Raw genomic sequence first — 19,858 nt, 5'->3', positions numbered from 1 at the left:
ACCTAGCCGACGGGCATGACCGGGTGCCTATTCGGCCACGAGACTTTTTCGCATCTTTACGCTTGTGGTTTCGTATCCGAGCGACTCGTAGAGCCCTCGCGCCGAGCGATTGAAGCCGAATACGCTCAGCCCCAGGGTGCACGCTCCTTGCGATCGCGCATAATCTTCGGCCAGCAGCATGCCTGCCTTGCCATGTCCCCTGCCGCGGGCATCGGAGTCGACGACAATGTCCCACACCCACCAAGAGGTCGGATCGTTCGACTGATCCGGTCCGACCCAGATATAGCCGACCGCAGATCCGTTCTCGTCGATCAGATTAAATACCGCATTCGCTGAATTGGGGCGCTCCGTGGGAAACGCCCCGCGGAGCGTAAGCTCCGCCTGCGACCTGGCGGCTTCGGTGGTGCTTCCCAACGAGACCAGATCGGCGGCATACTCGCTGGCGCTTCGTTCCATCCATGCTGGGAACTCTGCGGGCTCCAAGGCAACCAGTCGAATAGTCATGGCTCAAGCCTAAGCCGATTTCTGCCACGGGATGAACGTCGCAATCGGCTACCAGCCGGTGAGCCCGGTGGCAGGCACCGCCCGGACGGCAACGAATCCGGTTCCCGCGTTCGCCCTAAAACGGGCGGAAACCGGATCTCGTGCCGAGATGTGGGCAACACCTTCGAGCCGGCCAGCCGCTAGGAACCGAAGGTTTTGGCATCTTCGAGAATGTCGATGAGCTGATCGAACCACTGCACGTAGCTGGCGTAGGTGTAGGGGCGTTTGTCATCCCACTCCACGACTTGGCCGGACTGCACCGCAGGCAGTGAGGAGAACACCGGATGGTCTTTGACCTGTGCGGCCGTCCCCGAGTAGCTGAGCACCACGTCTGCCGGGTAATCACTAACCTTTTCCCAACTCAGTGAGGCCCACCCGCTATCAGCGGTCGGGCCGGCTATTTCGAATCCCAGGTCCTCGAGCAAGGCGAGCTGGCCGATGGTTTTCTGACCGACGTAGAGCTCATCGTAACCGTTGAGCGCGATGATCCTCAGCCCGGGCTTTTCGGCGGCGATGCCCTTCAGCGTCTCGAGCCGCTCGGCGAAAGCCGTTTTGTCTTGCACCGCCGACTCGGTGTTCGTATCACCGCCGAGCGCTTCGGCTAGGGCGGCATAGTCCTCGATGACGCTTTGAACCGGGCGGCCGCCTGATTTAATCGGCAGGTATGGTGCGGTGGCGGTAGCTTCGCCCTGGACCTTCTCATCCCACCAGGTCCAGCCGGTGCCTTCGGAGTTGCCGTAGCCGATAATCACCTCGGGGTCCAAGGAGAGCAGCTTCTCCAGGTTGAACTCCGCGTCCTTGCCGACGATCGTCATCTGGCTGACATCCGCGTTGCCTACCGAAAGTCCGCCTTCTTCGGTGAGTCCATAGCCAAAGACACCGGTGGGGCGGACGCCGTAGTCCCACAGCGCGGCCGCGGAGTAGGAATCCACGACGATCGATTCGGGCAGCTGGTCCAGGGTAGTTTTCTTCTCATAGAACGAGTCGGTAAACGACCACGAGCCGTGCAGGGTCTCTGGCGAAGCGCCGGTGCTCGCATTTTCAGCGCTCTGCGCTCCACAGCTGGTGAGCGCGATGATTGAGGCGGCGCTGAGCATGGTCAGCAGCGTGCGTCGGGTAGGTGCAGTCATATTCGGTTCATCTTTCGGTTAGGTGCGGCGCGTCCGGAGCCGGCCGGCCAAGGCAATATTCTGGTGGTGTTGACGAGCCGCTAGGCCCAGCTCTCTACGTCACCCAGGGGAACGACCAGCGGCGTCCGGGATACGGGGTCCTCGATGATCCGGCAGCGCAGCCCGAAGACCTCGTGAATCAGCTCTTCGGTGACGATCTCGGACGGCGCACCGGTGGCCACGATGGCGCCGTCCTTCATGGCAATCAGATGATTGGCATAACGGCATGCGTGATTCAGATCGTGGAGCACCGCGACCACCGTGTGCCCCTTGCCGCGGTTGAGCTGGCGGCAGAGCTCCATGATTTCTATCTGGTGCGAAATATCGAGGTAGGTGGTGGGTTCGTCCAGTAGCAGCAGCGGGGTTTGCTGCGCAAGCACCATCGCGACCCAGACGCGTTGGCGTTGTCCTCCGGAGAGCTCATCGACCAGCCTGCGTGAAAGGCTGGCCGTATTGGTCGCTAGCAGGGCTTCGAGCACCGCGCTCTCATCCGCTGCAGACCATTGCGAGAGTAGCTTCTGATGCGGGTAGCGACCGCGAGCCACCAGATCTGCGACGGTGATTCCGTCCGGGGCAATCGAGGACTGGGGGAGCAGCCCCAACCGCTTGGCAACGTCCTTGGCAGGAAGCCTATGGATCGGTTTTCCGTCCAAGATAACCTGCCCGGCCAGGGGCTTGAGCAGACGCGACAGCGCGCGCAGCAAGGTTGATTTGCCGCAGGCGTTCGGACCGATAATGACGGAAAATGATCCGTCGGGGATCGCGACGTTCAGCTCCTGGGAGATGGTGCGCTGTTCGTAGCCCAGAGTAAGATCGTGGCCGCTTAGCCGAGAGGTGGTTGACTCCCCAAGGCGGCCAGGGGCATTGGTGAGCTGGGGATCTCGAACCGATGGCTGGCTTGTTCTCATCTGCAACTTATTGCCTTTCAACTTCTTTTCGCCTCGCGGAGCAAGAGCCAGATCAAATAAATGCCGCCTACGCTGACCGTGACCACGCCGACCGGTAGCGCGGTCTCCGGAACCAGGCGCTGGGCCATCAGATCGCTGAAAAGCAAGAGCACCGCACCGAGAATGGCCGATGAGCCCATGCGGACTCCCGCGCTGCGCGTTAAACGCCGGGCTACTTGGGGTGCGGCCAGGGCGATAAACGAAATAGGCCCGGCGGCGGCCGTGGCCAGTGCGGTGAAGCCGACGCCGACCACCATCAGCAGGAGCCTGGCGGGCTCAACTCGAATGCCCAACGCGCTGGCGGCGTCGTCTCCCATCTCCAGCATGTGCATTCGCGGGGCCAGCATGGCGGCGGCGATGAAAAAGACGGTGACCGCGAGCAGCGCCGGTTGTGCGTGCTCCCACCCCATCGCATTGAGCGACCCGGCGCCCCAGACGGCCGCGGACATCGCTTCTTCGAGCCCCGCACGCAGGATCAGCCAAGTATTCAGCGACGCGAGAATGGCGCTGATTGCAATCCCGACAATGATCAACCGGAAACCTTGGGACCCGCGGCGATAAGCCAAGAGATATACCAATGCAGCCGTCAGCAGGCCTCCGAGAAGTGCCCCAGCGGCAATCTGAAAATATCCTCCGCCAGCGAGAAAAATAATCGCCAAGGCGCCGGTGTATGCGCCGGTGTTGAACCCGATGATGTCCGGGCTGCCCAAAGGGTTCCGAGTCAGCGACTGGAAAATCGCTCCGCTGATACCCAAAGCCGCGCCGAGCGCCAGGGCCATGACTACCCGCGGCAAGCGCCAGGAGAGCACCACCAGCTCGCTCGAGCTGCTGCCGGTGCCGAGCAGCGCACGCAGAAGCTCTATGGCCGAGAAAGTTATTTCGCCTGTGGCTAGGGCCCAGAGCGCTAGCACGAGACCGAGCGCAGCAAAGATCGCGCAGACGATGATCGAACGGCGCTGCACGCGGAGCGAGAAGCGGCCGCCAGGCGATGAAAGCACCGTGTGCCCTGGCCCGAAATCCACGCGTTGAGCGGAAGCGAGAGTGTTGCCCGTGGTGGTCATAGCCCGCTGACCTGCTTTCGGCGGACCAGCCAGATCAGCACCGGCGCGCCCACGAAGGCCGTCACGATGCCGACCTGCAACTCACCGGGCGGAGCAACTACGCGGCCGATGACGTCCGAGACCAAAAGCAGCACCGGTCCCAACGCCAGGCTATAGAGGACAATCCACCGTTGATCCGCGCCGACGATCCATCGGGCGATGTGCGGAACCATCAGCCCCACGAACCCGATGGGGCCGGCAGCCGCGGTGGCGGCGCCGCACAACAATGTCACCGCAACGATGACCGCAACGCGGGTTCGCGTGACGTTGCTTCCCAACGCGCGGGCCATGTCCTCACCCAGCGAAACCGCATTGAGCGAGCGTGTGCAGAAAAAGGCCAGGCATAATCCTGCCACGACAAAAGGCAGGATCACCCAGACCATATCCAAGGTCCGGTTGTTCAAGGTACCGGCGCCCCAATACCGCATCCGGTCGAATGCCTCCGGGTCCAGCAACGTGATGCCACTTGAGATCCCGCCGAGCATGGCGCCCAAGGCAACTCCCGAGAGGGTCAGCTTGATCGGTGTAGCGCCGGACCGTCCACGGGAGCCTATGAGATACACCAGCACGGTGGTGATGATTGCTCCACCGAATGCGAACCAGATGTAATCGGCAATGGAGACGATGCCGAATACGGCAACTGCAAGGACAACCGCGAAGGCGGCACCCGCGTTGACACCAAGAATTCCCGGGTCAGCGAGCGGATTGCGGGTCAAGGCCTGGATCAACGCGCCGCCCACGGCTAGCGCCAGCCCAGCCATGAGGCCGACCAACGTACGCGGTACGCGCAGTTCGTTGAGTATCACTAAATTTTCCTGGGTGCCCAGGCCTGCTAAACCCCGGATTACCTCGACGGCCGGAATCCACTTAGCGCCAACAGCGAGCGACAAGAGCACCGATACGCCGAGCGCTGCGAGTGCTAGCGCGAATCCAACCGCGCGGGTCGCATTGCTCGCAGCTAAACCGGTACGGGTTTCAGTTGAATTTGCTTCGGGGGCAGCAAGGCCAGGCAGGGACGCGACGGCCTCATCGGTCGCCGGAGCGGGTTCGACCCCTGGGACTAATTCCTCGGGCTCTGCGGAGATCTGCGTCGGAGTTCGCATCAGACCTTCTTGAGTTAGGTAATGCTCACCTATCTGATGGCACAAAAGAAAACAGTATCATCTTCTTATTCGGAAGTATCGCAAGATTACGACGGGGACCCCGTGGCCCCTCGGTCGAATAACCGGTCGCCGGCTTGGAATGATGGACGAGCTATGAAGAAATTCGGGTTGGAGGACCCAGTGTTGGGTGCCCTAACTAACTTCGCTGAAACGCCTTGCTCGAGCGGCAGGCGTACCGCGCTTCACGCGGTGTGCATGAAATGCTCTATTTGATCCATCGGCTGGCGCTGAGCAATTGCATTGAGATAAAAAACCGCCATCGTGCCCTGAAATAGGGCACGATGGCGGGGAGAAGCAGGTCGCAACCGGGGCTGGAATTTCCCTATTCGGGTCGCATCTGGGCTCAGGCCAGTGAGACGAATTGCGCTTTGCCGGAAGAATCAACGGTTACCAGCAGCCCGGACGCTTCAGAATCGATTCGGGTGGAGACTTCAGTGAGCAGCTGGTCCAGGGCGTCCTGCGCAGGAGCAGTGCCTGTGCAGGGCACCCAGTGAAGTTGGATGTGCTTCAGTTGACGCAGTCCTTCGAGCAGGTAATCGGAGCCTTGCGGCGCAACGATCATCAGGCTGCGTGCAATTTCGGCTGCCGGGAGATTCTCCGAGGACACGGAGCTCAGCAGCTGGCGATCCGAACGCCACAAGAAGAAGTGGTACGTGGCAACCAGCGCGGTGGCAACTAGCCAGCCGAAAGGTGCTCGGATCATCTCCAAGAGGCTTCCCGAGCCGGTGCTAACCAGCAGGAATTCGAAGATTCGGTAGCCAACAACAAGCAGCGAAATCAGGGCCACCAGTGCACTGCAACCGAAGAACATCACCAGGTAGACGCGTCGGGAGGCCGGTTTGGCAGGTGCCATGGGGCGGAAGAAAAACACCCAAGCTAGCGCGCCGACAACCAGAAACGCGATTCCGGCGCGGAGCACTGATGCCGAGGTGCCTGTGGAGAACGGAACCGCGAGCGAGGCCAGAAGGGCATTGATGACCATGCCCAAACCGCTGGCGCCGATGGCCAGTGCGGCGCCGCTAACGATCTGCCGGGAAACCTCCGCTGACCACGTGCCGCGTGTGTTCAATTTTGCCTGATGATAGATCCACACGATTAAACTGACCAGCAGCCCGGCGATTAATGGCGGGCCGTCGATGGTGAGGTCCTCGACCCAGGTGTCCGACCCCACGGGTAGCGGGAGCAGTAGGGACAGCAGCCCCGCCGCGCAGAGCAGCGAGAACACCGCGGGCAAAGAAATTCCGATGATGACGTAGCCGAAATCCGTAAAATCATCAACCATGCTGTGCACGCGCTGCACTGTCCAATGCCACCACCATAGGAGGAGTGCGCCAAACGTCCAGACTGCAGCCGCCAATAACTGGGGGAGAGCGGTGGGCGCTCCTAGCAGGATTTCCTGCGGTGAAAGGAGCTCGCTGACGGCACGCTGCACCAAGTACACGGACGAAATGCCGGCCAGTACCAGGGCGTAGGCAGAACCCAGCGCAGGAGCGAGCGAGGGGAGCTCTGTGGGTGCGTACTTCGGGCTATTGATCAAGCGGTACTGCCACACAAAAACCAGGCCCCAGCCCAATCCGGCGCCCAGCAACGACTGCCAGCCGGTGCCGTTCCTGGGGTCGACCAGCTCGGCGAATAATCGGAGGAAGGATATTGAAGACATTGCCAGGGCAAGCACGTACACGGCCGCGGCCTGCAAGGACCAAATAGCGGCGTCAACCGGATTGACCTGTTGGAGGTTTTTTCGGACCGTGCGCCACAGCAGCCAGGTGAGGGGGCCGGCGATCAAGGTGAAAGACAATCCCACCGCGAGTTCGGTGGATCCGCTGTAGGCCGGAACGAAGCCACGCAAGAGCATCGAGATCAGGGTCGAAAGCCCCGAGCCGAGGACCATGAGCAAAATGAACAACAAGCCGTGCAGAATTAATTGGCGAAGGCTGGTCACCGTTTGCCCGGCCACCGCGTGATTGGGCCGTTGCGTGGTGGGGTTGCTCATGGCTAGTACCCCAGCATTTCTTCGTCGGTGCACATATTGACCTGCCATGGGGCAACCAGGATTTTCCAGTCCGAGCCAACCTGGGTCAGCTGGAAGGAATCCTGGTACGCGTACATGCCGAAGAAGGAATCGTAAACAGCGCTGGTGTCATCGTTGAAGGTCACATGGACCTCGGCGCTGTTGCCGGTAATCACGGTTTTTATCAGGCTCACCTCGGGGTCGCGCAGCTCTGCAGACAAGGGGTCGCAGAGCTGCTTGTCTGCAGCGTTATGAACGAAATTCTTCGCGGTATCCATGTCGGCGTCGGCGATGGCCATGATGTAGCGCTGGACGGCGCCCTCCGGGGTGTTCTCGGCAAGCAACGGGGCCGCGGGGCGCAGGGCAACGGAGATCAGGGCGGCTATAACCAATGCCACACAGAGCGCACCAAGGGCTATCAATGACAGCCGTACGCGCGAATAATTACTTGTCATCCCATAATTCTGCCTGTTAGATATAAGATAATCCAGCTACGCATGGTTGCGATTTGATATAGATCTCACCCGAGATTTGCTCGGGTTTGAGATAATGGTTGTGTGACGATCCTTTCTGCTACCCAAACCACCGAGTCGACCGACGTTCCGGCCCTTGAGCTGCCCCCGCTACAGCTGGGCAAGCACACCATCGAAACCCCGGTGATCCTGGCCCCCATGGCTGGCATCACCAACCGAGCGTTCCGTCGACTGTGCCGTGAATACGGTGGCGGCGTGTATGTGACCGAAATGGTCACCGCACGCGCCCTGGTGGAGCGAAACGCCGAGTCGATGCGCATCATCTCCCACGACGAGGATGAGGAGCTGCGCTCCATCCAGATTTACGGTGTGGACCCGAATACCGTGCGCGCCGCGGTGCGCATGGTCATCGACGAAGACCGCGCCGACCATATCGACCTGAATTTCGGTTGCCCGGTCCCGAAGGTTACCCGCAAGGGCGGTGGCGCCGCGCTGCCGTGGAAGACGGACCTTTTCACCTCCATTATCGAAGCGGCCACCTCCGAGGCCGCCAAGGGCGAGGTGCCGTTGACCATCAAGATGCGCAAGGGCATCGACGAGGACCACCTGACCTACATCGAGTCGGCCAAAATTGCTCGAGACCACGGCGCCGCCGCAGTCACCCTGCACGGCCGCACCTCCCGCCAGTACTACGCAGGAAAGGCCGACTGGGAAGCCATCGCCACCTTGCGCGAAGCCCTGCCGGATATTCCGGTGCTGGGCAATGGAGACATCTTCAGTGCCGAAGACGCCATCGAGATGGTCGAGCAGACCGGAGTCGACGGCATCGTGGTGGGCCGCGGCTGCCAGGGGCGCCCGTGGCTTTTCGGCGATCTGCAGGCCGCTTTCGAAGGGCGGCCGCAGCGTTTCCGCCCCGGCGTGCGCGAAGTGGCGGACACCGTGTACCGCCACGGAGAGCTGCTGGCCGAGTACTTCGAGGATGAAGGCAAGGGGATGCGCGACATCCGCAAGCATATTGCCTGGTATTTCAAGGGCTATCCGGTGGGCGGCGATATCCGCGCCCAGCTGGCCCAGGTGCCGTCCTTGGAGCGCCTGCGCGAACTGCTGAATGAACTTGATCTGGATTTGGGCTACCCGGGCTCTGCCGCCGAGGGGACCCGTGGACGTGCCGGAACGCCGAAGAAAACCCACCTGCCAGACGGCTGGCTGAGCTCGCGTGAGATGTCCGATGAGCATCGGGTCATGATCAAGGCAGCTGAGTTAGACATCTCCGGTGGATAAGTGAACGAGTGACCCAAAAAGTCACTAGACTCTTTATATGACCGAGATCAACGGATATACCGAAGCTGATCAGGAACGTTGGGTGCCCGAACCGGCTAAGAAGTCGTATCGCACCGCGTTCGCACGTGATCGCGCCCGGGTTTTGCACTCCTCGGCGCTGCGCCGGCTGGGTGCCAAAACCCAGGTGGTCTCACCCACGCTGAACGATTTCGTGCGGACCAGGCTGACCCACTCCCTGGAAGTGGCGCAGGTGGGACGCGAACTCGGGGCCGCCTTGGGCTGCGATCCCGACATCGTAGACACCGCGTGCCTGGCCCACGACCTAGGCCACCCGCCCTTCGGCCACAACGGTGAGAAAGCCTTGAACAAGCTGTCCAAGGACATCGGTGGTTTCGAAGGCAATGCGCAGACCCTGCGCCTGCTCACTCGGCTGGAGACCAAGACATTCCGTCATAACGGCCATTCGGCCGGGCTGAACCTTTCACGAGCTGCCCTGGACGCCTCGTGCAAGTACCCTTGGCGGCGTGAAGATGCACCGATGCGAAACGGGAAGAAGACGAAGAAATTCGGCGTCTATACCGATGACCGGCCGGTCTTCGACTGGCTGCGCAGCGGCCCGGATTCGGTGCTCGGCCAGGTGTGCATGGAAGGCCAAGTCATGGATCTGGCCGATGACATCTCCTACTCGGTGCATGACGTGGAAGACGCGATAGTCGGAGGGCGCCTGCAACTGCGCTGGCTGCTCGAATCCGCGCAAAGGGACCGCGCCCTGCAAGTGACCAAGGACTGGTACCTGCCCACCACGAACGAGTCAGATATCGAGGCGGCATTGGCTCGCCTGGAAGCCTCGGCCGAGTGGGTATCGCACGCCGACGGCTCACGCCGGGCACGAGCGGCGCTCAAGGATATGACCAGCCAATTCATCGGACGGTTCTGCCAGGCGGCCATGGACGCCACGCGCAGCGAGTACGGGCAGGGAAGCCTGACCCGGTACAACGCACAGCTGATCGTTCCCGAGGAAACCGAACACGAGATCGCGGTGATGAAGGGGATTGCCGCGAACTTCGTGATGACCAACGAAGAGCGCCAGCCAATCTATGCGCGGCAGCGGGAAATACTCACCGACCTGGTGGAGTTGTTATCCGATAAGGAAGACAAATACCTCGATTCCATCTTCGCCGCCGACTACAAGGACGCGGCGGACTCGCATGAACGTTTGCGGGTGATCATCGATCAGGTCGCCTCGTTGACCGACGCTTCGGCCCTGGAATGGCACACGGCGCTGGTCAAGGGCGAGAGTTTCGAACCGAAGCTTTTCTAGGCTGAGCATCATGCACAGCCCGTGACGCGCGCAGCCTAGGCGGCGCGCAACTTCTTAGAATGGGAAACATGGCAGGGCTGATTAAACGAGAAGACATCGACGAGGTGCGTAACCGCATCGACCTTCGTGAGGTCGTCGAATCCTATGTCACGCTCAAATCCGCGGGCGTGGGCTCCTACAAGGGCCTGTGCCCGTTCCACGATGAACGCAGTCCTTCCTTCCATATCCGCCCTCAGCTGGGAACCTTCCACTGCTTCGGCTGTGGCGAGTCCGGGGACGTGATTGCGTTCATCCAGAAGATGGACCACTCTTCATTCACCGAGACCGTTGAATCCCTGGCGGCTCGCATCAACTACGAGCTGCATTATGAGGATGGCGGAACCGGGCCCCGCCGCGAAGAATACGGTAAGCGCCAGCGACTGGTCGACGCCCATAAGGTGGCCGAGGAATTCTTCCGCACCCAGCTAGCCAGCGACGAGGCGCAAACCGCTCGAGAATTCCTGAACGGGCGCGGCTTCGAGCCTCAGGCGGCAGCCGATTTCTCCGTGGGGTACGCACCCAAGGGGTGGGACGCGCTGCTCAAGCACCTGCGTTCAAAGGGTTTTGCCGACGAGGAACTCAAACTCACCGGCATGTTCTCGGAAGGCAACCGCGGGATCTACGACCGGTTCCGTGGCCGGCTGGTATGGCCCATCCGCGACCTGTCAGGTGCCACGATTGGCTTCGGCGCGCGCAAACTCTACGAGGATGATCAGGGCCCTAAATACCTGAACACCCCCGAGACCCAGCTGTATAAGAAATCGCAGGTGCTCTACGGGCTGGATCTGGCTAAAAAACAGATTTCCAAGACCAGGCAAATCGTCGTTGTCGAAGGCTACACCGACGTGATGGCCTGCCACCTTGCGGGGATCACCACGGCGGTGGCGACCTGTGGCACCGCCTTCGGCACCGACCACATCAAGATCGCCAGGCGGCTTTTGCAGGATGACGGTACCGGTGGCGAAGTGATCTTCACCTTTGACGGCGATGCCGCCGGGCAGAAGGCGGCTTTGCGTGCCTTCGAAGAAGACCAGCGTTTTATCGCGCAAACCTATGTGTGCGTTGAGCCGACCGGTGCGGATCCCTGCGATCTGCGTTTGCATCGCGGGGATGAAGCGGTGCGTGAACTGATCGAGCTCAAGCGCCCGCTCTTCGAGTTCGCGATCCGCGCGGAGCTGAAGAAGTTCAATCTGGACACCGTTGAAGGCCGTGTGCAGGCCCTGCGGCAGACCGCACCGATCCTCGCGCAGATTCGTGACTCGTCGATCCGTCCGGCCTACGCGCGTGAACTGGCCGGCTGGCTGGGCATGAACAATGAAGACGTGAACCGTTCGGTTGCCGCCTCCATCAAACGCGCCCGGCTGCCTAAGAACACCCAGGCGGCCGCCGGTAGCGCCCAGGCTGCGGGGGAGGCGCAAGAGCAGCCCGGCAACGCCTTCGAACGTCCCGACAAGCGTGATCCGGTGATGCGTTTGGAGCGTCAGGCGCTGGAAGTTGTCATTCAGCAACCTCACCGGCTCAGTGAAGAGCAGTGGCAAGCCTTTTACGAGGCCCGCTTCATGGCTCCGGCGCACGCCGCCGTACACGATGGGGTGGTGGCTGCCAGTGCGGTAGGCGCTTCGGCATCGTCGTGGGTCGAGGTGATTCGTGATGAGGTGCCCGAACAGTTGCGTTCTTTCGTCTCCGAGCTTGCGGTGACCAGCATTCCGGCCTCCGATGAGCACAACTTGTCCCGCTATTGTTCAGACATCATCAATGGGCTGATTGAGCTTCAAATCACACATCGCAAAGCCGAGCTCATTGGCCGGTTGCAGCGGGCCGAAATGGAACCCGAAGGGGAGGAATACACCCAGATCAACCGCGAACTTATGGAACTTGAGATGCGTCGCCGAATCCTCCGTGGGACCTGAGCGGCCAGTTTTGGTTTTTGGTTGAGCGTCGGGTAAAGTTATATCTCGTTGCATTCCTCCATAGCTCAATTGGCAGAGCATTCGACTGTTAATCGAAGGGTTACTGGTTCAAGTCCAGTTGGAGGAGCTGAAAAAACGCCCCTCACCTGCACATACGCAGGTGAGGGGCGTTTTGTATTTCGTGAAAAATGGCTGTTTTGGACGCTTTATAGACGTAAATTCCATGCACCACGGAGGCACCAAAGGGTGGATCTGTGCACCAGACACGACGAAAGCGCCCCGCCTCCACAATGGAGACGGGGCGTTTCAACGTGGCGCCAGGCACCGGGAGAGCCTAGGGTTCCCGGTGTCCGGCAGTGCATGAGTCCAGTCGCTCATGCGCGACTCCCAGTAGCTAACTGGAAGCTGGAGGGCGGCTAATCGCCCAGGGTACCCTCGCGCGGGTCCACATATTCGATGACGCCCATGGGCTCGTAGTTTGGCGTCTTAGCCGAACCGAGAGCGAGGCGGACAACCCAGAGCAGCCACGCTGGGACCTTGGGCTCCAGCCAGCGCCAGAGCGCGTACCAGAGGCCAATGATCAACGCGCCGATGACCGGCACCGCGAGGTCGCCGTAGGACAGCAGCTGGTCGCGCAGAGGCTCCAGCAAGGGGACAAGGCCGAGCAGCCAGGCAATGATGCTACCCCAGAGGGACGGCACCACCGTTCGTAGGATCGATGTGAGCATTTGGTTCTCCTTACGGGTGAGTTGGGATGCCGAGCATCTTGCAGAACACAGGACCTGGGATCGCGTCCACGACGCCCTTGTAGGCTCCGCCGTGGTTGCGCTCCATGATGTCCTCGACGCGTCCGCGGGTAACTGAGCGGTAATCGCCGTCCACGCCGATCTTGTAGCCTTTCCACTTGTTCATTGCGGACTGGAGCTTCTTGGTCCAGATGTAGTGGGCCTTGGTGACCGGGCCCCACATGCCGTCGGCAACGAGGCCGCCGAACAGCTGGTGGCGCTGGTAATACTCAATGGCTTCCTCGGTGACAGGGCCGGCGATGCCGTCAATGGCGCCGCGGTAGATCTTGTGGCCAGCCAGCGCACGCTGAACATTCTTGACCTGCCGCTTGGACAGGTGCTTGTTCTTGGTGCCAGCCACCGGCTTAGGATTCTTTACCGGCTTCTTCTCGATGTTGGCCACAGGCTTGTATGAGCCGCCGGCAGCGTTAGCGACGATGGACGGGATCTGTTCAATGCGGTCGTAGCCTGGGCAGATCTTCCCGCGGGACTTGGACCAGAGTTCGCCACCGCTGACACGCCATGGGTTCACGCCCTGCCGGTGGTAGCCGATGCCCTTGGACGATGGGCGAGAGTTCGGCATGAGAGTCGTTCGCACACCAAACTTGGTATGGGACCATGCGCAGATCCGGGCGAGGGACTTGCACTGCGCGCCAGTCCACGAGCCGGTGCCCATGCCCTGAGTCTCGACGGTGATCGCGCGGCTGTTGCCGGCGCCGTTCGCCCAGGAGATGTACTCCGCGCCAAGGTACTGCTCGATGGTGCCGTCACGGCGCACATAGAAGTGCGAGGATGCATAAGCACTCGGATTGTTGAACCAACCCTTGAGGCTGGATGCCTCGGTAACGGCGATGTGCAGGATCACGCAGTCAGTACGGGAGCGTTTCCGCTTTGTGTAGTTCCGGGAGATTGGCTTCCAAACCACTCCGGGCATTTTTATGGTCATGCCAGAATTCCTTTCCAGGCATAACGAAAGCCACACCCAAATGGATGTGGCTTTCGTTGATTTATAGTCGGTATCCCTCGGGAGGGTTCGGGGGAGGCGGGGGCACATGAGGTAACAGGATGTTCACGTACTCCCTAGCTAGCTGCTCGTTGCGGACAGCCTCAGCGAGGCGCCGGTCAAAGCTCTCACGCATCTGCATGATTTGCTGGCTATGTTCGTTGCGCATGGTTTCGATCTTCGCGTCCATGCGGTTTCGCTCCTCTTGGAGCTGGTCGATGATGGTGTTTTGAAGTTCCGCGACTCGGAGCTTCCCCTCAGTCTGGTTTTTCTCCGATTCCGTGGCGAGCTGCCGGCGTTGGAACCGCGCGGTGAGGAGGTACCCAATGAACGCTCCCACCGTCGCGAACGCGCCGGATACGGCCACAACCCATTCGATAGTCATGCACCCACCGCCACTACTTGGGACCCGTCACCGACGCGCATCCAAGAGTTCGCGCCTGGGCGTCCCACTATTGGGTTAGTGATCCCGGTCGGACGGACCCGGCCCATGAGCATCACGTCTTTGTGAGCGCCGGTGAAGCGTAGCCCATTGCTTTGGGTTGCGTACCGGGCGGCACCGCGGCGGTTGATGCTGAACCCTGACAGGCTCATTCCGCCGGAGGCGATGATGATCCCATCGTCCCGGCTGGTGTCGGCTACCAGTCCTGAATATGATGCGTCTGCGGCACCCAGGTAAAATCCGACGGCGTTGTCCTGTGCTTCGAGGCCAACCATGCTGTGCCGCCCCGAAGCGATGTAGAAGCCGTACCCGTCGCAGTAGAACGTCTTTACGCCGTAGACCTTAGTGTTGCCCGATTCGACTCGTAGCCCCGCGCCGGCGGCCCCGCCCAGCGCGCATTTGCTGATGGTGTTGTCCGATGAAGTGTTTATCCGCAAGTTGTCGGCTGAGGTGTCTCGGATGCGGACGCGTTCGATGTAGTTCCCGCGGTTGTTCGCGGTGGACGCTGCGTGCAGGTTCATTCCGTGCCGGTCCTTGGACATGAAGCCGCGGATGTAGAGATTATCGAACGTGTTGTAGCTGTCGGGGTGAGCCGACGGCCAGCCATGGGTGTCGCCGCTGTTCGACATGTCGAAGTCGATGCCGTTGCAGGAGCCTCCCCTGGCCCAGTTGCCATAGAGGAACATGTTGGACAGTTTGATCAGATGCGCGGACGGCTCCGCAAGCTTGATCAAGCCGGTGCCGTTGTTGTTGCGTGCGTTCAGCTCCGTAAGGTCGCCACAGCCCTCCACCTCCACAGCGGTGCGGCATTCCATGGAGCCAGGCATGTCGAAGCGTCCGGCAGTGAGGAGCACTTTGCCCCAGTTCTCAGAGTCCGACGGTGATTTGTCGTTCCGGGAGTGGAATGTGGTTGCCCTGCAGATCGCGGCGTTGATCTCCTCATGGTCATTGTTGCCGTCGCACACGTAGTCCGCGGTAGCTTTCACGCTGTCCGGGGCCTCATTGGAAGCGACGACAAGCCACGGCAGAGTGCCGCTGCCGGATTGCCCATACGTCGCGGCCAGTCGGTGCGCTTCGGCTACGCCCTGTTCGAGGCGGTTGAGCTTTTCCGCTGGGGCGAGGTTTAGACCGTCTTCCCATTCGTTCGGTTCATACGCCACGTTGCCTCCTAAAGGCCTAAGGTGGTGGGCTTGTTGGTGAAGATCCCGTCTGCACCGAGCCCGATAAGCGCGTCTCGTTCCGAAACGCTGTTGACCGTATAGACCCATACCTTGAGCCCCTGGGCGTGCGCGTCGGTGATCAGCTGAGCGGTCGCTGAACCTTTCTCGACTCCGATATGTCCGATGCCCGCGCTGATCAGGTTTGGATAATTCGGGGTGTTGGTGAGGTAGCAGGTTTCAATCCCAGCTAGTGCAGCTTCGGAGGCGAACGAGAAGTTGAATGACTGCAGGATCACATCGCGTTCTAGCCCGCGAGAAAGGATGTCTCCCACGAGCGCGTCTACTACGTCCGGGTCGCTGCCTTTCATCTCAGGCATGAGGATGTTGGTGCCTCCCCATGCCGTGGCCAGTTCATGCCACCACGAGCGCGGCGCCGGCGGATTCTCAAACCAGGCGGGCCATTCTTGCGTCAGCGTGGCCCATTGAGCGTCGGTGATCGAAGCTACTGGGGTTCCGTTCACGGTGGTGTCGTGCGCCATGACGAGCATTTGGTCTGCGTTGAGCTGCACGTCGCATTCCAGGACGGTGCCTGGATTGCCCGGTGCGATCAGATCGAATGCGGTCATCGTGTTCTGCGGTCCCTCGTCGGCGCCGCCTCGGTGCGCCGCGATCACCGGGTAGATGAGCGTGTCCACTAGCCCCGCTGGCGGAGCTTGGTTGTAGACCCCTGCGATGGTTAGCGGTGCCATAGTTTCAGTGGAGGCTTCCCAGACGTGCGGGCTTAGCGGCTCGATGGTCTGAGTGGTCGCGTTCCAGATTCCGATTTTGTTGCCAGATGCTGGAGGTTCCGCGAGGACTTCAACGGCCACGTTTACGACGATGGTGCCGGCGTTGGTTTGCGTGGTTGTCCATGAGCCAGCAGCTAGGTCGACGGCAGTGGTGGTTAAGTCGCCCGCGACAGCGGATGACACCTGCCCGCCGCCGGTGCCCATGGCCTCGTCCAGCAAGGTGAGTGTCGCTGGGGGCTGTATGGTTCCTGGCAAGTTCTCCGTGCCACCGCGTTGATGCCAGAAAGAGAGGTGGACGCGGTCACCAGTGGCTGCGACCGCTGGGGAGGTGTTGCCTCCCATCGCGGACTGAAAAGCGAGGACCGTTCCTGCGCCTCCGAGAACGACTAGGGTGACACCGGATTTCTGAGTTGAGCCCTCTGTCTCTACGGCTAGCTCCGTGCTAGCTTCGCCCACGTCCATTGTTTTCGACCACACCCACATGGTCATAGAAGCCGAGTATTCAACGGAGGTGACCAGCGTCCACCCAACCGGGGGCACCGCGGGGAAGCTCGTCTGCCCACAGAACGACAGCACGCCCAGGTCGCCGGACTGCGTCGTCGCGGGGATGGGGACCTGTGCTGGGGGGAATGTGTCATAAACTGAGTCGGCGCCTCGAAGCGTGATAGCCATGGTTCCCCCTTATGCGTCGCGGGTGAAGATGAGCGCCCCGTCGGGCGTGCCTGGCGGAACGTCCAGCTCAGTTTCACCGGGCGCGAGGATGACGATGGGAGTTCCTGCGTCGCCCGTCGCACCCTTGAGCGAGTTGATGAAGTCGGTTTCCGTACCGACGTTGCCGAGGGAGATCCACACGTCATAGGCAGAGAGCCCATCTCCGCCTGGATCTCCGTTCAGTGATGCCAGCCATTCGGACTCGGTGCCCACAAAGCCGTTGTTCACGGCCACCTCGTATGCAGACAGCCCGTCTCCGCCTCCGTCGCCGGAAAGTACCACAGCGCCGGTCATGCCGTTCACCGAAGTCACGTCGGGGGTTGGAGCACTGGTTGGTGCGGTTATCTGGCCGTCTTGCACCATGTCCAGATCGATTTCGGTCTGGCCGGTTACCGGCTGGAATGCTTGGACCCATGTCTGGTTGCCGACTGTGACCGTGGCGCTGTATGACCAGTTGCGGGCCGTGTTTCCGGCGCCGTCGATGAAGCCCGGTTGGTCAGGGTTCGGGATCGTGAAGCTGGCGATGCTCCCTGGATCGCCGGTGAACTCCATCTGGCCTAGAACGATGGTCTGCCCTGTTGCCGACCAGATGAGTCGCGCGGCTTGCCCGCCTAATACGGGGGTTACGTTGACTTTGATCGGTAGAGGGTCACCAAAGAAGTTGAGAGATGAACCTACATTGATTGCGACGAGCTGTACTCCTGCTGGCCATGCCATAGCTTAGCCCTCCTTGCCTTTCTCTTGTTCGGCTTCAAGCTCCGCAATGCGTGCTTGCGCTTTCATAAGCTGGCCCTGGTACTGCTCAGCGACGGCGTTCGCTGCGATCTTCTCGTAAGTGAGCTCACCGATTTGGGCTGTTAGCTTGCTGATGATCTGCTGGATAGGGACCTGTACTTGCTCCATGGATCTGCTCCTCAATTAGTGCAACCGGATAAGGGTTGGCTTGTCGGAAAATAGTGCGTCTACACCCATCGAGAGCATCGAATCCCGCTCAGCGATGGTGTTGATCGTGTACACCCAGACCCTCAGCCCGGACAGGTGAGCTTGCTCCACAATGGACGGGGTGATGTTCGACTTGGACACGCCTATCTGACGTATTCCCGCTGCCATGAGCGCCGGGAAATTGGGGGTGTTCGTCAAATGGCATGCTTCAATTCCGACAGATGCAGCTTGCGCGCAGTAGGCGAAGTTGAATGACTGCAGGATCACATCTCGTCGCAATGAGCGAGCGAGGACATCTGCGATCAGGGAATCGGCAATGAGGTCATTGGTGCCTTTCATTTCCGGCATGAGGACACGCTTTTTACCCCACGTCGATGCCAGCTCTTGCCACCATGAGCGGGGCACAGGCGGATTGCTTGACCAGATCGGCCATGCCTGTGTCATCTGCGCCCATCGTGAGTCCAGCATCCCGGAGATGAGTTCGCCGTTGATGTCGGTATCGTGCGTGATGACCAGTGAGTTGGACCCGTTGAGGTTGAGGTCGCACTCGATAACAGCCTTTGGCAGCCCTGGCATGACGAGGTTGAAAGCCGTCATTGTGTTTTCCGGCCCCTCGTCGCCACCGCCTCGGTGAGCGGCGATGATTGGGTATTCCAGAGCGTCCACCATGCCGGGGTTGGGGTCGCGGTATGGGCGCCCTTGGACGCTCAAAGGGATCTCCACATCGCCCCGCCATAGGTATGGGGTGAGCGGTATTTCCGTCTCGCCACGCCATACGGACAGTCTTGGCACGTCATCTCCCGGAGGACCGACATACTGCGCTGGGAGGGTGATGGTGAAAACGATGGTGCCGGCGTTGGTTTGCTCAGTACCCCATTCCACATCGCCTACGTACCCCGTTTTAGGGACGAGGTCTGTTGCCCAGGCCGCGGACACTTGACCGCCACCGCTGCCGAGCGCGACGCCTTGCAGAGTCAGCCCCGACGGCGGTTCGAGGACCACGTTGGGCGTGCCGCCGCGCTGAGTCCATATCGAAAGGGTGATGGACGGTTCAGTCGTGGTGACTCCCGGTGTGCGGTCGGTGCCGGTGTTTACAGTGAGCGTCGGCGGAGCGTCCATCGTGCCGCGGATGACGATCATGTTCATGGCGGCTTTCTGCGCCGGCCCGTCTGGGACCACCGATAGCAGCCGTCCTGGGTCGTTCACGTCAAGTGTCCGGGACCACAGCCAAGTGGTCATCGTTTCCGAGAACACCTCTGTCCAGATGAGATCCCAGCCCTCCATTTCCACAGGGTTCGTTGTGACACCAGTGAAAGTGAAGTATGCGAGGTCCCCGCTTTTCGCGGTATACGGGATGCGCGCGTTCGTGGGAGTGATCGACGTGGCCTTGGACTCACCAAACACCGAGAGCCGGTAGTAGCTTGGATCTTCCGCGACAGGCGGCGGTGGTGGTTCAGGCTCCCCGGAGTCAGCGAGCGCTTCCACCGTCACGTTGATGACGATGGTGGCTGCATTCACCTGGTCGGTTGTCCACGTCCCAGCAGAGAAAGACCCCGTGTGAGGGGTGAGGTTTCCACCGACGCCGGACGACACTTGCCCGCCGCCGCTGCCGAACCCATAGGACCATGAGTCCAGGCCAGCCGGCGGGAGCAGAGACGAGTTCGGGGTGCCGCCACGCTGCGCCCAGAATGACATGATCACGTTATCGCCAGTAGCTGGAACCGCGGGAGAATCGTTTGAGCCGGACGAGCCGACGATGTTGGTCACGTCCGCGAAGTCACCCGAGAGCACCACGATTGATGCGGCACATTTCTGACCGGACCCAGGGGTTTCGATCATGACGTTCGTGCCGCCCTCCTCGAAAATCATTGTGCGTTTCCACAGCCATGTGGACATGTTCGCGTTGTACGTTTCCGTGTGAATCAGCGTCCACCCGATGGGCGTAGTTGGTGGGAACCCGGTTTGCCCGGTGAAGCTGAGCAGTCCTAGATCCCCGCTGTCTGCGTCGTGCGGGGTGGTGATGTTCAGCGGTGGGATCGCGGCGATGCCGGTGGTTGATCCGGCGAGCAT

Annotated in this window: 18 protein-coding genes and 1 tRNA gene; 4 read left to right on the top strand and 15 right to left on the bottom strand. The window is 60.8% G+C overall.

What is annotated here, in order from left to right; all coding sequences use genetic code 11:
- Positions 1–27: 27 nt before the first annotated feature.
- The 7 genes from CQ015_RS03915 to CQ015_RS03885 form a co-directional block, all read right to left on the bottom strand.
- A complete protein-coding gene (locus tag CQ015_RS03915; RefSeq protein ID WP_105649421.1) occupies positions 28–504 on the bottom strand; it encodes an N-acetyltransferase in 477 nt (158 codons plus the stop codon).
- A 179-nt stretch (positions 505–683) separates the two neighbouring features.
- Complete coding sequence (locus CQ015_RS03910; RefSeq protein WP_105649420.1) at positions 684–1,673, bottom strand: ABC transporter substrate-binding protein; 990 nt, start codon at positions 1,671–1,673, stop codon at positions 684–686.
- Between the two features lie 80 nt (positions 1,674–1,753).
- Positions 1,754–2,620 carry an ABC transporter ATP-binding protein gene (locus CQ015_RS03905; RefSeq protein ID WP_105649419.1) on the bottom strand — a complete coding sequence of 289 codons (867 nt, stop codon included), beginning with the start codon at positions 2,618–2,620 and terminating at the stop codon, positions 1,754–1,756.
- Between the two features lie 17 nt (positions 2,621–2,637).
- The gene (fepG, locus tag CQ015_RS03900; protein WP_105649418.1) at positions 2,638–3,720 is read right to left on the bottom strand and encodes an iron-enterobactin ABC transporter permease; all 1,083 of its coding nucleotides are present in this window, start codon (positions 3,718–3,720) and stop codon (positions 2,638–2,640) included.
- On the bottom strand, positions 3,717–4,862 hold the full coding sequence (locus tag CQ015_RS03895) for an iron chelate uptake ABC transporter family permease subunit (RefSeq protein ID WP_105649417.1): 1,146 nt from the start codon (positions 4,860–4,862) through the stop codon (positions 3,717–3,719). Before CQ015_RS03895 ends, fepG begins: the two co-directional genes overlap by 4 nt.
- Positions 4,863–5,265: 403 nt before the next feature.
- On the bottom strand, positions 5,266–6,915 hold the full coding sequence (locus tag CQ015_RS03890) for a DUF5671 domain-containing protein (protein WP_105649416.1): 1,650 nt from the start codon (positions 6,913–6,915) through the stop codon (positions 5,266–5,268).
- Between the two features lie 2 nt (positions 6,916–6,917).
- Complete coding sequence (locus CQ015_RS03885) at positions 6,918–7,388, bottom strand: hypothetical protein (protein WP_146112474.1); 471 nt, start codon at positions 7,386–7,388, stop codon at positions 6,918–6,920.
- A 102-nt stretch (positions 7,389–7,490) separates the two neighbouring features.
- On the opposite strand from CQ015_RS03885, the gene dusB reads away from it, so the two are divergent.
- The 4 genes from dusB to CQ015_RS03865 all read left to right on the top strand — a co-directional run bounded on the left by dusB (position 7,491) and on the right by CQ015_RS03865 (position 12,084).
- Complete coding sequence (gene dusB, locus CQ015_RS03880; RefSeq protein ID WP_176484221.1) at positions 7,491–8,687, top strand: tRNA dihydrouridine synthase DusB; 1,197 nt, start codon at positions 7,491–7,493, stop codon at positions 8,685–8,687.
- Positions 8,688–8,724: 37 nt separating this feature from the next.
- A complete protein-coding gene (locus CQ015_RS03875) occupies positions 8,725–10,008 on the top strand; it encodes a deoxyguanosinetriphosphate triphosphohydrolase (protein WP_105569909.1) in 1,284 nt (427 codons plus the stop codon).
- Between the two features lie 68 nt (positions 10,009–10,076).
- Complete coding sequence (dnaG, locus tag CQ015_RS03870) at positions 10,077–11,957, top strand: DNA primase (RefSeq protein ID WP_096287453.1); 1,881 nt, start codon at positions 10,077–10,079, stop codon at positions 11,955–11,957.
- Positions 11,958–12,011: 54 nt separating this feature from the next.
- Positions 12,012–12,084, top strand: a tRNA-Asn gene (locus tag CQ015_RS03865).
- 289 nt (positions 12,085–12,373) lie between these two features.
- Here the strand turns inward: CQ015_RS03865 and CQ015_RS03860 are convergent.
- The 8 genes from CQ015_RS03860 to CQ015_RS03825 form a co-directional block, all read right to left on the bottom strand.
- Positions 12,374–12,685 (bottom strand): hypothetical protein, encoded by a 312-nt coding sequence (locus CQ015_RS03860; protein ID WP_105649415.1) that lies wholly within the window; start codon positions 12,683–12,685, stop codon positions 12,374–12,376.
- 10 nt (positions 12,686–12,695) lie between these two features.
- Complete coding sequence (locus tag CQ015_RS03855) at positions 12,696–13,688, bottom strand: N-acetylmuramoyl-L-alanine amidase (RefSeq protein ID WP_181150344.1); 993 nt, start codon at positions 13,686–13,688, stop codon at positions 12,696–12,698.
- A gap of 61 nt (positions 13,689–13,749) precedes the next feature.
- The gene (locus CQ015_RS03850) at positions 13,750–14,130 is read right to left on the bottom strand and encodes a hypothetical protein (RefSeq protein ID WP_105679011.1); all 381 of its coding nucleotides are present in this window, start codon (positions 14,128–14,130) and stop codon (positions 13,750–13,752) included.
- Positions 14,127–15,347: a hypothetical protein gene (locus CQ015_RS03845; RefSeq protein WP_105649412.1), complete on the bottom strand. Its 1,221-nt coding sequence runs from the start codon at positions 15,345–15,347 to the stop codon at positions 14,127–14,129. Before CQ015_RS03845 ends, CQ015_RS03850 begins: the two co-directional genes overlap by 4 nt.
- 8 nt (positions 15,348–15,355) lie before the next feature.
- Complete coding sequence (locus CQ015_RS03840) at positions 15,356–16,807, bottom strand: glycerophosphodiester phosphodiesterase (protein WP_105649411.1); 1,452 nt, start codon at positions 16,805–16,807, stop codon at positions 15,356–15,358.
- Between the two features lie 9 nt (positions 16,808–16,816).
- Positions 16,817–17,563: a hypothetical protein gene (locus tag CQ015_RS03835; RefSeq protein WP_105649410.1), complete on the bottom strand. Its 747-nt coding sequence runs from the start codon at positions 17,561–17,563 to the stop codon at positions 16,817–16,819.
- A gap of 3 nt (positions 17,564–17,566) precedes the next feature.
- Positions 17,567–17,749: a hypothetical protein gene (locus tag CQ015_RS03830; protein WP_105649409.1), complete on the bottom strand. Its 183-nt coding sequence runs from the start codon at positions 17,747–17,749 to the stop codon at positions 17,567–17,569.
- A gap of 15 nt (positions 17,750–17,764) precedes the next feature.
- Positions 17,765–19,858, bottom strand: a complete 2,094-nt coding sequence (locus tag CQ015_RS03825) for a glycerophosphodiester phosphodiesterase (protein WP_105649408.1) — start codon at positions 19,856–19,858, stop codon at positions 17,765–17,767.

This window comes from Arthrobacter sp. MYb221 (assembly GCF_002979835.1).
GTDB lineage: Bacteria > Actinomycetota > Actinomycetes > Actinomycetales > Micrococcaceae > Glutamicibacter.
This window is presented reverse-complemented; position numbering and strand designations above follow the sequence as displayed.

What these genes read in the sequence shown, in the direction of transcription:
- CQ015_RS03915 (WP_105649421.1), bottom strand. Translation starts at nt 504, where the DNA reads ATGACTATTCGACTGGTTGCCTTGGAGCCCGCAGAGTTCCCAGCATGG.
- CQ015_RS03910 (WP_105649420.1), bottom strand. Translation starts at nt 1,673, where the DNA reads ATGACTGCACCTACCCGACGCACGCTGCTGACCATGCTCAGCGCCGCC.
- CQ015_RS03905 (WP_105649419.1), bottom strand. Translation starts at nt 2,620, where the DNA reads ATGAGAACAAGCCAGCCATCGGTTCGAGATCCCCAGCTCACCAATGCC.
- fepG (WP_105649418.1), bottom strand. Translation starts at nt 3,720, where the DNA reads ATGACCACCACGGGCAACACTCTCGCTTCCGCTCAACGCGTGGATTTC.
- CQ015_RS03895 (WP_105649417.1), bottom strand. Translation starts at nt 4,862, where the DNA reads ATGCGAACTCCGACGCAGATCTCCGCAGAGCCCGAGGAATTAGTCCCA.
- CQ015_RS03890 (WP_105649416.1), bottom strand. Translation starts at nt 6,915, where the DNA reads ATGAGCAACCCCACCACGCAACGGCCCAATCACGCGGTGGCCGGGCAA.
- CQ015_RS03885 (WP_146112474.1), bottom strand. Translation starts at nt 7,388, where the DNA reads ATGACAAGTAATTATTCGCGCGTACGGCTGTCATTGATAGCCCTTGGT.
- CQ015_RS03875 (WP_105569909.1), top strand. Translation starts at nt 8,725, where the DNA reads ATGACCGAGATCAACGGATATACCGAAGCTGATCAGGAACGTTGGGTG.
- dnaG (WP_096287453.1), top strand. Translation starts at nt 10,077, where the DNA reads ATGGCAGGGCTGATTAAACGAGAAGACATCGACGAGGTGCGTAACCGC.
- CQ015_RS03860 (WP_105649415.1), bottom strand. Translation starts at nt 12,685, where the DNA reads ATGCTCACATCGATCCTACGAACGGTGGTGCCGTCCCTCTGGGGTAGC.
- CQ015_RS03855 (WP_181150344.1), bottom strand. Translation starts at nt 13,688, where the DNA reads ATGACCATAAAAATGCCCGGAGTGGTTTGGAAGCCAATCTCCCGGAAC.
- CQ015_RS03850 (WP_105679011.1), bottom strand. Translation starts at nt 14,130, where the DNA reads ATGACTATCGAATGGGTTGTGGCCGTATCCGGCGCGTTCGCGACGGTG.
- CQ015_RS03840 (WP_105649411.1), bottom strand. Translation starts at nt 16,807, where the DNA reads ATGGCTATCACGCTTCGAGGCGCCGACTCAGTTTATGACACATTCCCC.
- CQ015_RS03835 (WP_105649410.1), bottom strand. Translation starts at nt 17,563, where the DNA reads ATGGCATGGCCAGCAGGAGTACAGCTCGTCGCAATCAATGTAGGTTCA.
- CQ015_RS03830 (WP_105649409.1), bottom strand. Translation starts at nt 17,749, where the DNA reads ATGGAGCAAGTACAGGTCCCTATCCAGCAGATCATCAGCAAGCTAACA.
- CQ015_RS03825 (WP_105649408.1), bottom strand. Translation starts at nt 19,858, where the DNA reads ATGCTCGCCGGATCAACCACCGGCATCGCCGCGATCCCACCGCTGAAC.